Origin of the sequence: Hydrogenophaga defluvii (assembly GCF_042665235.1) — a bacterium.
GTDB lineage: Bacteria > Pseudomonadota > Gammaproteobacteria > Burkholderiales > Burkholderiaceae_C > Hydrogenophaga > Hydrogenophaga defluvii_A.
Genome location: NZ_JBHTBZ010000050.1, coordinates 1 through 12,246 on the forward strand (window position 1 = coordinate 1; position 12,246 = coordinate 12,246).

Sequence of the window (12,246 nt, forward strand, 5' to 3'; positions counted from 1 at the left end):
CTCGACCTGCGCAAAGCCACGGCGGCGTGCTTCCTCGACCAGGTCGTACTGACGGCGCTGGCTCTCCAAGTTATTCTGAACCTGCGTCTGGGTGGACTGCCGCACGTAGACGACGGCCTTCCGACGCAGTACGGTGGCGGGCAACAGATCAGTGTTCGCCATCGTCAGCTCCCGTCTGTTGAACACCCGCTGCTTGCAGCAGCAGGAACGCCAGTTGCGCAATCGCGGTGGCGCGTTCGCCCGGGCTCATCCCCTGGAGAACCGGGGACTCGAAGGCCATGCTCAACTGTCGCTGAGACATGGGCGCCGGCGGTGCCAAGCGGGGACCCTTTGATTTCAGTGCAAAAAGTGACGGTTCGTTTGCCGAGCAACGGCGCGGGCCCTGCGCGGTAAGTCGTTGATTCCACTGCAGTTGCTGTTCGGTCTGGCCGAGCGTATCTTTAGCTGCCTTTCGACTCTTGAGGAGCGGCGGCGATGCAGGGTTGGCAAACACCTTATCTGGGCCTGCGTGAGCTGCCGCGGGAGATCTCTGCCTTCGAGTTGCAGGCCTTCTTCAGCTTCGGCCCTGCCGAGAAAGAGCTGATCGAGCGGCGCCGGGGCGACCGCCATAAGCTGGGCTTGGCGCTGCACATCGGTTTCTTACGCATGAGCGGGCGCCCATTGAACAGTGTTCGTGCCGTGCCAGTGGCCTTGCTGCGCCACCTGGGCAAACTGCTGGAGATCGAGACACCGGATTTGGCCTCGCTGCGCGCGCTTTACACCCGGGGCCGCACCCTGTTCGACCACCAGCAGCAGGCTTGCGAGGTTCTGGGCTTTGCCTGGATGAGCGAACACCAACGCCGTGCGCTCGTGCGTGTATTGCGCGACGAGGTGGCGCACACCGCCGATCGCGAGCGCCTGCTGCTGTGGGCCCGCCACTGGTTGTATGAACACCGACTGATCATCGTGCACGAGCGCGCCATTCGCAGCATAGTGGCGGCTGCACTCGACGATCTCGAAACCACCGCTGCTGCGTCCGTGCGAACCATGGTGCCGGCCGCCACCCTGAAGCTATGGGCGGCGGCTATAACCGCCAGCCGGCCAGATGGCCAGCACTGTCAGAGCTGGTTGTGGAGCGCGCCTGCCAAGCATTCCACGCGCCAGATTGCTGAAGTGCTCGAGCGCATCACCTTCCTCAAAGGACTGGGCCTGGATCGCCACCTGGGCGAGCTCAATGGCACGCTGGTGCGCCGCTACGCCCGGCGCATGGCCACACGTCCGCCCTCGGTCAGCGAACGCGTCAAGGAGCCAGCACGAACCGTCGAGTTGGCCTGCTTCCTGCGCTACTGCCTGCTGACGACCACGGACCAGTTCATCCTTATGTTCCAGCGCCGCGTCACGGATCTCTGGCGCCAATGCGCTGACGAGGTGGGTACCGCCGTCGACTGGTCACGGCAGTACCAATTGCTATTGCAGGATTTGACGGACCTGGTCGAGGACGAATCTGCTTCGGCTGAACTGCGTACCAAGCTGCGTGAACTGGTTGCCGCCAGGCGCGCGCAGAAGGCTCCGAGCCGAGCGTCGGGCATCCGTCGGCAACTGATCGCCACCATCGTCCCTGTGCGCTCGCTCTTGGTCGCCGTCAGCAGCTTGGCCTGGAAGGCTACGGGTGAACATCCGGCACTGCAAGCACTGGACACCTTGCGCACGCAGTATGCGACCGGTGACAAGAGCCTGCCGAAGGACTTCACGGCGGCAAGGCTGGGGGCGGCATGGCGCCAGGACATCTCCGACACCGACCGCGAGCGGGCATTCCGGGCGCTGGAGGTGTCCACGCTGTTGGCCTTGCGCCGAGCCGTTCGCAATGGCTCGGTCTGGGTCGAGCATTCGCTGAGTTTCCGGGGTCGCGAACGGCTGTTTATTCCGGATGAGCGCTGGAAGACCGAGGCCCGGCGCCACTACGCCAGACTCCAGATGCCAGTCAAAGCGGGCAACTTCCTCGCACCGCTGCTGGAGCGTGTGCGCGCCGGCGTGGATGCCGTGGCTGCGGCCGTGCGCACCGGAACGCTGCGGGTGGATGATGAACTGCACCTGGCGCCACTGGTGGCCGACGACGAAGACCCCGAGGTCACCAAGTTACGCCACCGTCTCGATCAACGCATTGGCGAGGTTCAACTGCCAGAAGTCATCCTGGCGGTGGACGCCCAGGTGCGCTTCAGCTGGGTGATGCTTGGCCGTGAGCCGCGTTCTGGCCAGGAACTGCTGATGGTCTACGCCGGCATCCTGGCCCACGGCACCAGTCTCACGGCGGCCGAGTGCGCGCGCATGATCCCTCAGCTGTCGGCCGCGAGCATCCGCCAGGCCATGCGCTGGGCCAGCGACGAGCGGCGCCTGACGTTGGCCTGCCAGGCGGTGCTGCAGTACATGCAACGCCACGCCATTGCCGCCACTTGGGGCCGAGCCGACCTGGCTTCCTCGGACATGATGAGCCTGGAGACCAGCCGACGGGTATGGCAGGCGCGCCAGGATCCAAGGCGGCAGACGGCCTCCATCGGCATCTACAGCCACGTGCGTGACCGCTGGGGCATCTTCCACGCTCAGCCCATCGTGCTCAACGAACGCCAGGCCGGCGCGGCTATCGAGGGTGTTGTGCGGCAAGAGCGGGTCGAGACGACACAACTGGCCGTGGACACCCACGGCTACACCGACTTCGCCATGACCTTGGCCCGGCTGCTGGGCTTCGATCTGTGTCCCAGGCTCAAGGAGCTCAAGCAGCGGCGTCTGTTCGTGCCGCGCGGCATGAAGGTACCCGAGGAGATCGCTGCCGTCTGTGAGGCCGGCATCGACACCGCGTTGATTGAAGCCCACTGGGACAGTCTGGTCCACCTGGCGGCTTCGGTGTCGAGCGGGCATGCCAGCGCGGTGAGCACCTTGGCCCGGTTCGGCTCGGCCGCCAGAGGCGACCCGATTTACGACGCCGGCGTGCAGGTGGGCAAGCTGCTGCGCACGGCATTCCTGGCCGACTACTTCGTCAACGAGGCCTTCCGACGCGAGTTGCGACGGGTGCTCAACCGCGGCGAGGCAGTCAATGCACTGAAACGGGCGATCTATACCGGCCGCGTCGGCCCAGCGCAAGCCCGGCGCGCCGACGAGATGCAGGCGGTGGCCGATGCGTTGAGCTTGCTGGCCAACATCGTGATGTCCTGGAACACGGCGCAGATGCAGACCGTGCTGGATCGGTGGGCCAACCGGCGCCAGATCGTGCCGCCAGAGCTCATCGGGCGGGTGGCACCTACACGGTTGGAGGGCATCAACCTGCGTGGGGTCTTCCGCTTCCCGGTGGACCGCTATGCAGCCCAGATCCTGCCCTCACAAACGGCCCGCAAAACAAGCGCCTCCGCATGAGATCAACCCCACAAACAGGGCTTCGCAGGCCGAATGAGGGACCAACAGAAAATCATTGCCTGACAAAGACTTACCCTGGGCCAAGGAACCAGACCCGCGCAAATGCTCGCTCTCCGGGCGGATGGGAACCGTCACTTTTTGCACTGAAATCAAAGGGACCCCTCACAGTGGCGCAGCAAGCTCACAGGTTTGCTACGCTGCCAAACGGCCAATTTGTCGAAGACGTGTTTCGGATGCCACTTGCATTCGCTGGACTCCATAAATATAATTAGAAGACTAAGAAAAATCTTGGTGCACTCCCACTTTATCGGCTGCCAACTTCTGGAGACCAAACATGATCACGACCGAAGAAAACGACCTCTTGTGCCGCGTCGAAAACGGTGCCCCCATGGGCCAACTGATGCGCCGGCACTGGGTTCCCATTTGCCTTCAAGAGGAGGTGCCTGCAGCAGACGGTACGCCGGTCAAGGCTCGCATCCTTGGTGAAGACTTGGTTGTCTTCCGCGACAGTGACGGCCGGGTCGGTGTGCTCGATGAGTACTGCCCTCATCGTCGCGCATCGTTGGTGTTTGGCCGCAACGAGGAAGGTGGCCTGCGCTGCCTCTACCACGGTTGGAAGATGGACGTGGCTGGCAATGTGCTGGAGATGGTGTCCGAGCCGGCCGCCAGCGGTTTCGCCGAAAAAACCAAGCACAAGGCCTATCCGACCAAGGAGTGGGGCGGTTTCGTGTGGGCTTGGATGGGGGCGCAAGACCAGATGCCCGAATTCGTGCCGCCGCGATGGGCGCCGACAGCTGAAGCCCGAGTTAGCATCGCCAAGGTGGTTCTGCCCTGCAATTGGGCCCAGATTCTGGAAGGCGCAATTGACTCGGCCCACAGTTCCAGCCTGCACAGTTCGGATATGGTTCCGGCTCGCGTCCATGGCGCGGAAGCCAATGAGAAGAACTGGCTGCGCCCATCAACCGACAAGGCCCCGCGCATGCAGGTGCAGCGTGGCGACTATGGTTTTCGTTACGCAGCCATCCGTCGCCCCATATTCAATGCGCAGACGCACGACTACGTGCGGACCACGGTATTCGTGGCGCCGTGGACGGTGTTGATTCCGCCTAACAACCTGTACAACGTGGCCAACGTGAACGTCCCAGTGGACGATACAAATACCTGCTTCTACTTCATTGGCTGGGGTGATCCAGCGCAGACGCCTGAGACCGAAACTTGGCGCAAGTTCCTTGGGCAGTCCGTTGGCGTTGATCTGGATAGCCAGTACCGGCCGCTGCGCAACTACGACAACCGCTTCTGGCAGGACCGCCAGGCCATGAAGGCCGGCAACTTCACCGGCATCAAAGGCATTCCAAATCAGGACATGGCGATGTGGATCACCATGGGCAAGATCGCAGATCGCAGCAATGACCGGCTGGGCGCCAGCGACATGGCCATCGTCGAGTTCCGCAAGCAGATGATTGAGGCGGTACGCACTTTCCAGCAGAGCGGTGATGCGATCGGCGCAGGTGAGCTCTCGATTGCTGAAAGTGTCTGCTCGTTCCAAGGTGTGATTCCAAAAACCGTAGACTGGCGCCAATATGAGGCGAAGTACGTGTGGGCGGCTCAGGCCGACTCGCCCGAACTCGACACTTCCTACACCGTGAAAGCCTGATCTCCAGCATATGGCAAAACTGCAACTTTCGGTCGCAATGGGCGACTACGACCGCACCCGCGCCCTGCTCGATGGCCGCGTCCAGATCGACGGCGTCGATCCGGTGTTCATGAACCTCTACCCCGAGGAGATGTTCTTCCGTGCGATGCGTAGCCAGGAGTTCGACATCTCCGAGCTGTCTTTCTCCAGCTACTGCGTCAAGACCGCCAAGGGCGACTGTCCCTACGTCGCGGTGCCGGTCTTCCTCTCGCGCGCTTTCCGCCACACCTCTCTTTACGTGCGCAAGGACCGCATCAAGCGGCCCGAGGACCTCAAGGGCAAACGCATCGGCCTGCCCGAGTACCAGCTCAGCGCCAACGTGTGGGCACGCGCCATCCTGCACGACGATTTCGGTGTCGCGCCCGAGGACGTGACCTGGGTGCGCGGCGGCATCGAGACCCCGGGCCGCCCCGAGAAGATCGCGCTGCAGCTGCCGCCGGGCGTGACGCTCGAAAGCGCGCCCGAGGGCATGACGATTTCGGATCTGCTGGACCGGGGCGAGATCGACGGCTTCATGGCGCCGCGTCCGCCCTCGGTCCACGTGCTGGCCAACCCGAATGTGGGCTGGCTGTTCGACGACCCCACCGCCACCGCCAAGGACTATTACCGCCGCACCGGCATCTTCCCCATCATGCACGTGGTGGGCGTGCGAAAGACCCTGGCCGAGCAGCACCCCTGGCTGCCGGGCGCGGTATTCAAGGCCTTCAGCCAAGCCAAGGCGGCTGCGCTGGAGGCACTGTCCGACACCTCGGCCACCAAGGTCACGTTGCCTTTTGTTGAAGAACAACTCAAGGCCGCGCGCGAGACCATGGGCGACGATTACTGGTCCTACGGCGTGGACAAGAACCGCGCCACGCTGGAGACCTTCTTGCGCCACCACCACTCGCAGGGCCTGTCGGTACGGCGTCTGTCGGTAGACGAGATCTTTCACCCGGCCACCTACGAGAGCTACGCGATCTAAACTGTGAGCCCGCCGTCGACTTCATCGGCCGCAAGGTTCTCAATCATGGTTAGCAGCGACTTGCGCACCGTGGCGATCTGCTTGTCGCCCAGGCCGGCCACGCTGACGTGGTTGACCTCCTCGGCCAGCGGCACCAGCATCTTTTCCAGGGCGCGGCCAGCGGGCGTGAGGAACACGTGCATGTTCTTGCGGTTGCCCGGCAATTGACGGCGTTCGATCAGGCCCATCTGCTCCATGGCCTTGACGGCGGTGAAGGTGGTGGGCTCCATCACCCCGGCCAGCTCGCTGAGCTCGCGCTGGGTCAGTCCGTCCTCGATCCAGAGGATGCGCAGAAAGGTCCAGTGTCCAAAGGACACCCCATGCGCCTGCAGGCGCAACTGCAGCGCTCGCATCTGGGCCCGCGCCACGTCGCGGATCAGGTGGGCCAGCCGGTCATCGGGCACGGCCTCGCGCCAATGGCGCAGCAGGGGGTGGTGGGTGGGGGACATGGGCTCAGGCGGGTGCGGGAATCTGATGCCTGAGCATGATATCGGTATCCGCGCGGGCCGATTCGAGCAGCGCCAGGCAGACCTCCACTGTGGCGCGCGACCAGCGCCCGCCATGCAGGGGCGCCTGGCCCTCGCGGCCCACAGCCCACAGTTCGTCGATCACCTCGGCGCGTGGCACGGCCGGGACCTGGGCCGGTTCGAAGTGCTGGCCCTGGTCGTCGTAAACCATGACGCCGCGCGGCGTCAGCCGCAGGTCGCCGCGCTCGCAGCTCACCAGCACCGGCCCGAAGTGCTGGCAGGCGTCGGGCGCGTCGGCGGCGGGTGGGGCGTAGAGCGAGCCACCGAAGTTGCGCTCGGCCTTCAGCGCCGCCTCGGCCGCCTCGTTGGTCACCGCGCGCAGGCGCGCTCGGGTCTGGCGGTGGGCGTCAGGCAACTTGGGTCGGCCCATCTCGCCCACGCCGTCCATCAACGCGTCGCTGTCGTAGTGGCCATAGCCGTTGTAGGTGGCGTTGGCCACGGCGCCGTTGGCGAATGTCAGCAGTGCGGTGTAGGCGCCCTCGGTGGGGCGGGCTGCGTCCCAGCGGCCGGTGAAGGCGCGCACACTGCGCACCTCGCCGCCGGCCAGCAGGCGAATGATGTCCATCTGGTGCGCCGCCTGGCTGTAGGCCACGCCGCCGCCCTGGGCGGTGTCCAGTTCCTCGGGCCGGCGCGGGCGGTAGAGGAAGTCGGTGTACTGCATGGCGTGCACCAGCTTCACCGCGCCCCAGCGCCCGCTGGCGATCAGGCGGCGCGTCAGCAGCACCGGCGCGTTGAAGCTGTGGCTGTGCCCGACGATGAGCTGGGTGCCGGCGGCCTCGCAGGTCTCGATCATGCGGGTGCAGTCCTCCAGGCTCAGGGCCAGCGGCTTTTCCACCAGCACGTGCTTGCCGTGGCGGGCGGCCGTCACCACGTGGTCCACGTGCATCTGGTGCGGGGTGGCCACGTAGACCCACTCGACTGCGGGATCGGCGCAGACGGCCTCGGACGAGGTCTGCGCGGTGCCGCCGAAGGTTTGTTCGAAGGCGGCGCGCGCGCCCTCGCGCGGATCGAAGGCGGCGACCAGCTTCACACGGGTGTCGCCGGTGAAGGTGGGCACCATCAGGGTGAAGGCGCGGCCCAGGCCCAGAACCCCCAGGCGGATCGGCGTCATAGGTCCAGCACCAGGGTGGCGGTCTTGGCGCGCGAGACGCAGACCATGATGTGGTCGGCCTTTTCCTCGTCCAGCAGCACCAGGTCGCGGTGGTCGGCCTCGCCCTCGATCAGCCGCGTCTTGCACGAGCCGCAGGTGCCACTCTCGCACGAGCTGGGCACATGCACGCCTTCGTCGCGCAGAGCTTCGAGGATGGATCGGCCCACGGGAACCGTGACGGTGCGCCCACTGTGCTCCAGTCGCACCTCGAAGGGCTTGTCATCGGCATGCGGCTTGGTGTCACCACCGAAACTCTCGAAATGCACCGCGCTGGCAGGCCAGTGACCTGTCATGTCGCGCACCGCGTCCATCAGCGGCTTCGGCCCGCAGCAGTACACGTGGCGGCCGGTCGCGCTGCCCGGCCTTTCCAGCACGGGCCAGAGGTCAAAGGTGTTGGCCGGGTTGCCGCCATCGTGGTGCATCACCACGTGCGGTGCAAAGTCGGGGCCGCGGAGCTCGTCCAGGAAGGCCGTGCCCTCAGGGTCACGCGTCAGGTAGTAGAGCTTGAAGCTGCGCTCGCCCTCCGCGAGCAGGTGGCGAGCCATGGCCATCATCGGCGTGATGCCGATGCCGCCTGCGATCAGCACGAAGCTGCGCGCCTTGGAGTCGAGCTCGAACAGGTTCTCGGGCTCGCCCACCTCGATCATCTGGCCGGCGCGCACGCCATCGACCAGGCTCAGTGAACCACCCCGGCCGTCGCCTTCGCGCTTGACGGCAATCACATAGCGGTCGCGCTCGGCCGGGTCGTTGCTCAACGAATACTGGCGCATGGCGCCGCTGGGCGTCTTGATGCGGACGTGGGCGCCGGCCGTGAACGGCGGCAGTTCGACGCCGTCAGGGTGGCGCAGCTCGAAGCGTTGAATGCCGCGCGCAGCGGGCTCGGCGCGTTCGACGCGCAGGGTCATCAGTGAGGTGGTCATTGTCTTAGCACCAGGCAGGGTTTCAAGTTGACAGCAATCGAACAGTTTGCAAGAATGATTATCTTAGTTTTCTAAGCAAACCACAAGTCACCCCGCACCGCCCCCACAGGAGACAATGCCATGCAACGCCGAATCATCTTTGCCCTGGCCGCAGCCGGCCTGACCATCCCGCTCGCGGCACTGAGCCAAACGCCAGCCTATCCGACCAAACCCGTCAAGTTCATCGTGCCCTATGCGCCGGGCGGGCTACCGGACACCGTGGCGCGTGTGGTGGCGCAGCGCCTGGGCGAGCGCCTGGGGCAGTCCGTCATCGTGGACAACAAGCCTGGCGGCAACGGCGTGGTGGCCTACCAGAGCCTGCTACAGAGCTCGCCGCAAGACGGCCACAGCTTCATTGTCTCGGACGGTTCCATGCTGTCGATCACGCCGCTGGTCAACAAGTCCGCCACCTATCGGGTGGGCAAGGACATCCTGCCGGTCTCGCTGATCGCGCGCTCGCCGCTGTTCATCGTAGCCCACCCCAAGACCAACGTGAACACCTTTGCGGAGTTCGTCACGCTGGTCAAGGGCAAGCCGGGTGAATTCACCTACGGCTCGTCGGGTATCGGCTCCACGCACCACCTCACCATGGAGGCGCTCAAGCATGCCCTGTCGCTGGACGTCCGCCATGTGCCGTTCCGCGGCTCGGGCCAGTCCACGCCGGCACTGGTGGGCGGTCAGGTGGATTTCTCGGTCGCGGCGTTGCCTTCCATGCGGGGCTTTTATAACAACAATCAGGTGCGCCTACTGGCTAGCAACGCTGCGACACGTTCGGCTCAAGCGCCTAGCATCCCTGCTGTTGCAGAGACAGTACCTGGCTTTGACTTCGCAGTTGTTGTCGGTGTCATCGCTGCCGCAGGTACGCCACAGCACGCGATTGATCGAATTAGCAAGGAGATCGCTGAGGTCGTCAAGCATCCAGAAGTCATCAAAACCTTCAATGCTGCAGTGATTGACCCCGTCGGCGCGGGCCCCGCTGAGTACGCCCGCGTGATCGCTGTTGAAAACGAAGCGATGGCGCGCGCCGGCAAGATCGCCGACTTGAAAGCAGAATGATCCCTGATCTACCCTGGCTGCTGTTCGCGGTGGCGTTGCTGACGGGCGGGCTCGTCAAGGGCGCTCTGGGCGTGGGGCTGCCGCTGGTGGCGGTGCCCCTGCTGTCGCTGGGCATGCCCCCGCACTTGGCCATCGCCCTGCTGGTGGTGCCGGTGCTGGCGTCCAACTTCTGGCAGGCCGTGGAGGGCGGGCGGCTGGTGCCCAGCCTGCAGCGCTTTGGCGGCCTGATCGCGGCGCAATTCCTGGCCACGGTGCTGACCGTGCGCATGACGCTGGCCCTCAGTGCCTCCCAGCTCAGCGCCATGCTGGCCGGCGCGGTGCTGCTGGCCGTGGCGCTGATGGCGTGGAAGCCCACCCTGCAGATATCGGCCTCGCGCGAGCGGGCCGTCGGTGTCGGCGTAGGACTGCTGTCGGGCCTGCTGGGCGGCGTGTCCTCGCTCACCGGCCCGGTCATCATCACCTATCTCATGGCACTGCGGCTGCGCCGCGACGAGTTCGTGGGCAGCATTAGCATCATCTATCTGTCGGCGGCGCTGCCGCTGTACGGCGCCATGCTGCTGTTCGGCCGTCTCGGCCCAACAGAACTGACAGGGTCACTGTTGGCCCTGGTTCCCATGGCTGCAGGCCTGCTGGCCGGCAAGGCGTTGCGCCAGCATCTGGACGACAATCGCTTCCGACGCGTGCTGCTGGTTTTCCTGATCGTACTCGCGATATTGCTACTGCTTAAGTAAATGTCTACCCCCCCTACTCCCCCCCAGCTGGCTTGGAGCGATGCACTGCTTCTGGGTTACGGCCCCATGGATGCGCGCCACGAGGAGTTCGTCGAGGTGGTCGCCGCGCTGCAAACAGCTCCCGATCACGAGCTGCCCAAGCGCCTGGCCGCCGTGACCAGCCATCTGCAGGCGCATTTCGACGAAGAGGATCGCTGGATGACCGAGACCGGCTTCCCGGCGCGGGACTGCCATGCGGATGAGCACGCGGCGGTACTGCGCTCGGTCCGGCATGTGCAGGCCCTGCTGGAGCAAGGCGACGGCAGCGAATGTCACCGGCTGGCCGGTGAGCTGGCGCGCTGGTTTCCCGGCCACGCCGATTACATGGACGCGGCGCTGGCGCACTGGATGTGCAAGCGCCGCCTGGGTGGCAAGCCCGTGGTACTGCGACGCGGTGTAGCGAGTGCCTGAGTTTCAAGGACTAGAGATTTATGGATCTGATTGAACAAACGCGTATCGATGTGCAGAAAGCGCTTGATGAGGATGTGGGTACGGGGGATCTGACCGCATTGCTGGTGCCAGTCCAAGCGCTGGCCACTGCCACCATCATCTGTCGCGAGGCTGCTGTCATATGCGGACGTCCCTGGGTGGACGAGGTGCTGCGGCGCGTCGCGCCTGCAGCGACGGCTACTTGGCTGGTAGACGATGGCCAGACCTGTGCGCCGGGCCAGAAGATCGTGCTGATCGAGGGATCTGCGCGCGAACTGCTTACCGCAGAGCGCACCTGTCTGAACTTCCTGCAGACCCTTAGCGGTGTCGCAACCAAGACCGCGCGCTACGTCAAGGCCGTCGAAGGCACGCGGGCCGCCATCCTCGACACACGCAAGACGCTGCCGGGTCTGCGCGCGGCCGAGAAATACGCGGTGCGCTGCGGCGGCGGCAAGAACCACCGCATGGGGCTGTACGACGCGATCCTGATCAAGGAAAACCACATCGCGGCGGCCGGTGGCCTCACCGCCGCCTTCCGCGCGGCGCAAGTCTTCAAGGATCGCGTCAGTTTCATTCAGGTCGAGGTCGAAACCCTGCGCCAACTGCGGGAGGCTCTCGATGCCGGCGTAGACATGGTGCTGCTGGATAACATGTCGCTGGAATCAATACGCGAGGCCGTACGATTAGCCGATGGCCGCTGCAGCCTGGAAATTTCGGGTGGCGTCACCTTCGAAACGCTGCGCCCCTACGCCGAGACCGGCGTCGACCGCATTTCGGTCGGCGCCCTGATCAAGGACGTGAATGCGGTCGATTTCTCGATGCGTTTCAGCGAGAAACCCGTCGAAGGCTGAGATCAGTGCCCCGGCTTGGGTTGGGCTCGCCCGGCAGATGTACGGGCGGCACGGTTCGTCTGTACGAAACCGTACAAACGTGCAGCCATCTTGGAAACGCTAGGGATGCATTTGCATGAATCTGCATGAGGAAGCTCTCATCCTACTCGTGATCTTCGAGACGCTGATAGAGACCCGCAGCGTCTCCAAGGCCAATGAGCGCCTGAATCTGAGCCAGCTGTCCATGAGCAACGCGCTGGCCCGGTTGTGTAAGGCATTCGGTGACCCGATGCTCGTTCGGGTGAAGAACAAAATGGTGCCGATGGCTAATGCCTTGCGGATCGCGGCATCCGTCCACGAGGACTTGGGGTCTCCTCGTTTTCAGTGCAATAAGTGACGGTACGAAAAGCTAGCACTGGCGCGGAGGTGGTGTTGGTAGATCGTTGAT

Annotated in this window: 12 protein-coding genes; 8 read left to right on the forward strand and 4 right to left on the reverse strand. The window is 64.5% G+C overall.

Annotated features, from left to right (window positions below; translation table 11 throughout):
• Positions 1-148: 148 nt before the first annotated feature.
• Positions 149-301: a hypothetical protein gene (locus ACFQU0_RS16540; protein WP_382202711.1), complete on the reverse strand. Its 153-nt coding sequence runs from the start codon at positions 299-301 to the stop codon at positions 149-151.
• A 173-nt stretch (positions 302-474) separates the two neighbouring features.
• On the opposite strand from ACFQU0_RS16540, the gene ACFQU0_RS16545 reads away from it, so the two are divergent.
• From ACFQU0_RS16545 to ACFQU0_RS16555, 3 genes are all read left to right on the forward strand, one after another.
• Positions 475-3,384 (forward strand): Tn3 family transposase, encoded by a 2,910-nt coding sequence (locus ACFQU0_RS16545; RefSeq protein WP_284306841.1) that lies wholly within the window; start codon positions 475-477, stop codon positions 3,382-3,384.
• Positions 3,385-3,718: 334 nt separating this feature from the next.
• Positions 3,719-5,038 carry a Rieske 2Fe-2S domain-containing protein gene (locus ACFQU0_RS16550; RefSeq protein ID WP_382202714.1) on the forward strand — a complete coding sequence of 440 codons (1,320 nt, stop codon included), beginning with the start codon at positions 3,719-3,721 and terminating at the stop codon, positions 5,036-5,038.
• Positions 5,039-5,048: 10 nt separating this feature from the next.
• Positions 5,049-6,038: an ABC transporter substrate-binding protein gene (locus ACFQU0_RS16555; RefSeq protein WP_382202716.1), complete on the forward strand. Its 990-nt coding sequence runs from the start codon at positions 5,049-5,051 to the stop codon at positions 6,036-6,038.
• On the opposite strand, the gene ACFQU0_RS16560 is transcribed toward ACFQU0_RS16555, so the two are convergent.
• From ACFQU0_RS16560 to ACFQU0_RS16570, 3 genes are read right to left on the reverse strand one after another with little or no spacing between them, the layout of a single operon-like run.
• Positions 6,035-6,526: a MarR family winged helix-turn-helix transcriptional regulator gene (locus ACFQU0_RS16560; RefSeq protein WP_382202718.1), complete on the reverse strand. Its 492-nt coding sequence runs from the start codon at positions 6,524-6,526 to the stop codon at positions 6,035-6,037. The genes ACFQU0_RS16555 and ACFQU0_RS16560 overlap by 4 nt on opposite strands.
• A 4-nt stretch (positions 6,527-6,530) precedes the next feature.
• Positions 6,531-7,715, reverse strand: a complete 1,185-nt coding sequence (locus ACFQU0_RS16565; protein ID WP_382202720.1) for a Gfo/Idh/MocA family protein — start codon at positions 7,713-7,715, stop codon at positions 6,531-6,533.
• Positions 7,712-8,674 carry a PDR/VanB family oxidoreductase gene (locus ACFQU0_RS16570; RefSeq protein WP_382202722.1) on the reverse strand — a complete coding sequence of 321 codons (963 nt, stop codon included), beginning with the start codon at positions 8,672-8,674 and terminating at the stop codon, positions 7,712-7,714. Before ACFQU0_RS16570 ends, ACFQU0_RS16565 begins: the two co-directional genes overlap by 4 nt.
• Before the next feature lie 120 nt (positions 8,675-8,794).
• Here ACFQU0_RS16570 and ACFQU0_RS16575 point away from each other — a divergent pair, with 120 nt between their 5' ends.
• The 5 genes from ACFQU0_RS16575 to ACFQU0_RS16595 all read left to right on the forward strand — a co-directional run bounded on the left by ACFQU0_RS16575 (position 8,795) and on the right by ACFQU0_RS16595 (position 12,195).
• Positions 8,795-9,769: a Bug family tripartite tricarboxylate transporter substrate binding protein gene (locus ACFQU0_RS16575; RefSeq protein WP_382202724.1), complete on the forward strand. Its 975-nt coding sequence runs from the start codon at positions 8,795-8,797 to the stop codon at positions 9,767-9,769.
• Entirely contained in the window at positions 9,766-10,500 is a 735-nt protein-coding gene (locus tag ACFQU0_RS16580) for a sulfite exporter TauE/SafE family protein (RefSeq protein WP_067513685.1), read from the forward strand. Before ACFQU0_RS16575 ends, ACFQU0_RS16580 begins: the two co-directional genes overlap by 4 nt.
• Positions 10,501-10,950, forward strand: a complete 450-nt coding sequence (locus ACFQU0_RS16585; protein ID WP_382202727.1) for a bacteriohemerythrin — start codon at positions 10,501-10,503, stop codon at positions 10,948-10,950.
• 20 nt (positions 10,951-10,970) lie between these two features.
• The gene (gene nadC / locus ACFQU0_RS16590; protein ID WP_382202729.1) at positions 10,971-11,819 is read left to right on the forward strand and encodes a carboxylating nicotinate-nucleotide diphosphorylase; all 849 of its coding nucleotides are present in this window, start codon (positions 10,971-10,973) and stop codon (positions 11,817-11,819) included.
• Positions 11,820-11,934: 115 nt separating this feature from the next.
• The gene (locus ACFQU0_RS16595; protein ID WP_382202731.1) at positions 11,935-12,195 is read left to right on the forward strand and encodes a helix-turn-helix domain-containing protein; all 261 of its coding nucleotides are present in this window, start codon (positions 11,935-11,937) and stop codon (positions 12,193-12,195) included.
• The last annotated feature ends 51 nt before the right edge of the window (positions 12,196-12,246 follow it).

Coding starts and splice junctions, on each gene's coding strand:
- ACFQU0_RS16585 (WP_382202727.1), top strand. CDS start 10,501: ATGTCTACCCCCCCTACTCCCCCCCAGCTGGCTTGGAGCGATGCACTG.
- ACFQU0_RS16540 (WP_382202711.1), bottom strand. CDS start 301: ATGTCTCAGCGACAGTTGAGCATGGCCTTCGAGTCCCCGGTTCTCCAG.
- ACFQU0_RS16550 (WP_382202714.1), top strand. CDS start 3,719: ATGATCACGACCGAAGAAAACGACCTCTTGTGCCGCGTCGAAAACGGT.
- ACFQU0_RS16595 (WP_382202731.1), top strand. CDS start 11,935: ATGAATCTGCATGAGGAAGCTCTCATCCTACTCGTGATCTTCGAGACG.
- nadC (WP_382202729.1), top strand. CDS start 10,971: ATGGATCTGATTGAACAAACGCGTATCGATGTGCAGAAAGCGCTTGAT.
- ACFQU0_RS16580 (WP_067513685.1), top strand. CDS start 9,766: ATGATCCCTGATCTACCCTGGCTGCTGTTCGCGGTGGCGTTGCTGACG.
- ACFQU0_RS16555 (WP_382202716.1), top strand. CDS start 5,049: ATGGCAAAACTGCAACTTTCGGTCGCAATGGGCGACTACGACCGCACC.
- ACFQU0_RS16560 (WP_382202718.1), bottom strand. CDS start 6,526: ATGTCCCCCACCCACCACCCCCTGCTGCGCCATTGGCGCGAGGCCGTG.
- ACFQU0_RS16575 (WP_382202724.1), top strand. CDS start 8,795: ATGCAACGCCGAATCATCTTTGCCCTGGCCGCAGCCGGCCTGACCATC.
- ACFQU0_RS16570 (WP_382202722.1), bottom strand. CDS start 8,674: ATGACCACCTCACTGATGACCCTGCGCGTCGAACGCGCCGAGCCCGCT.
- ACFQU0_RS16545 (WP_284306841.1), top strand. CDS start 475: ATGCAGGGTTGGCAAACACCTTATCTGGGCCTGCGTGAGCTGCCGCGG.
- ACFQU0_RS16565 (WP_382202720.1), bottom strand. CDS start 7,715: ATGACGCCGATCCGCCTGGGGGTTCTGGGCCTGGGCCGCGCCTTCACC.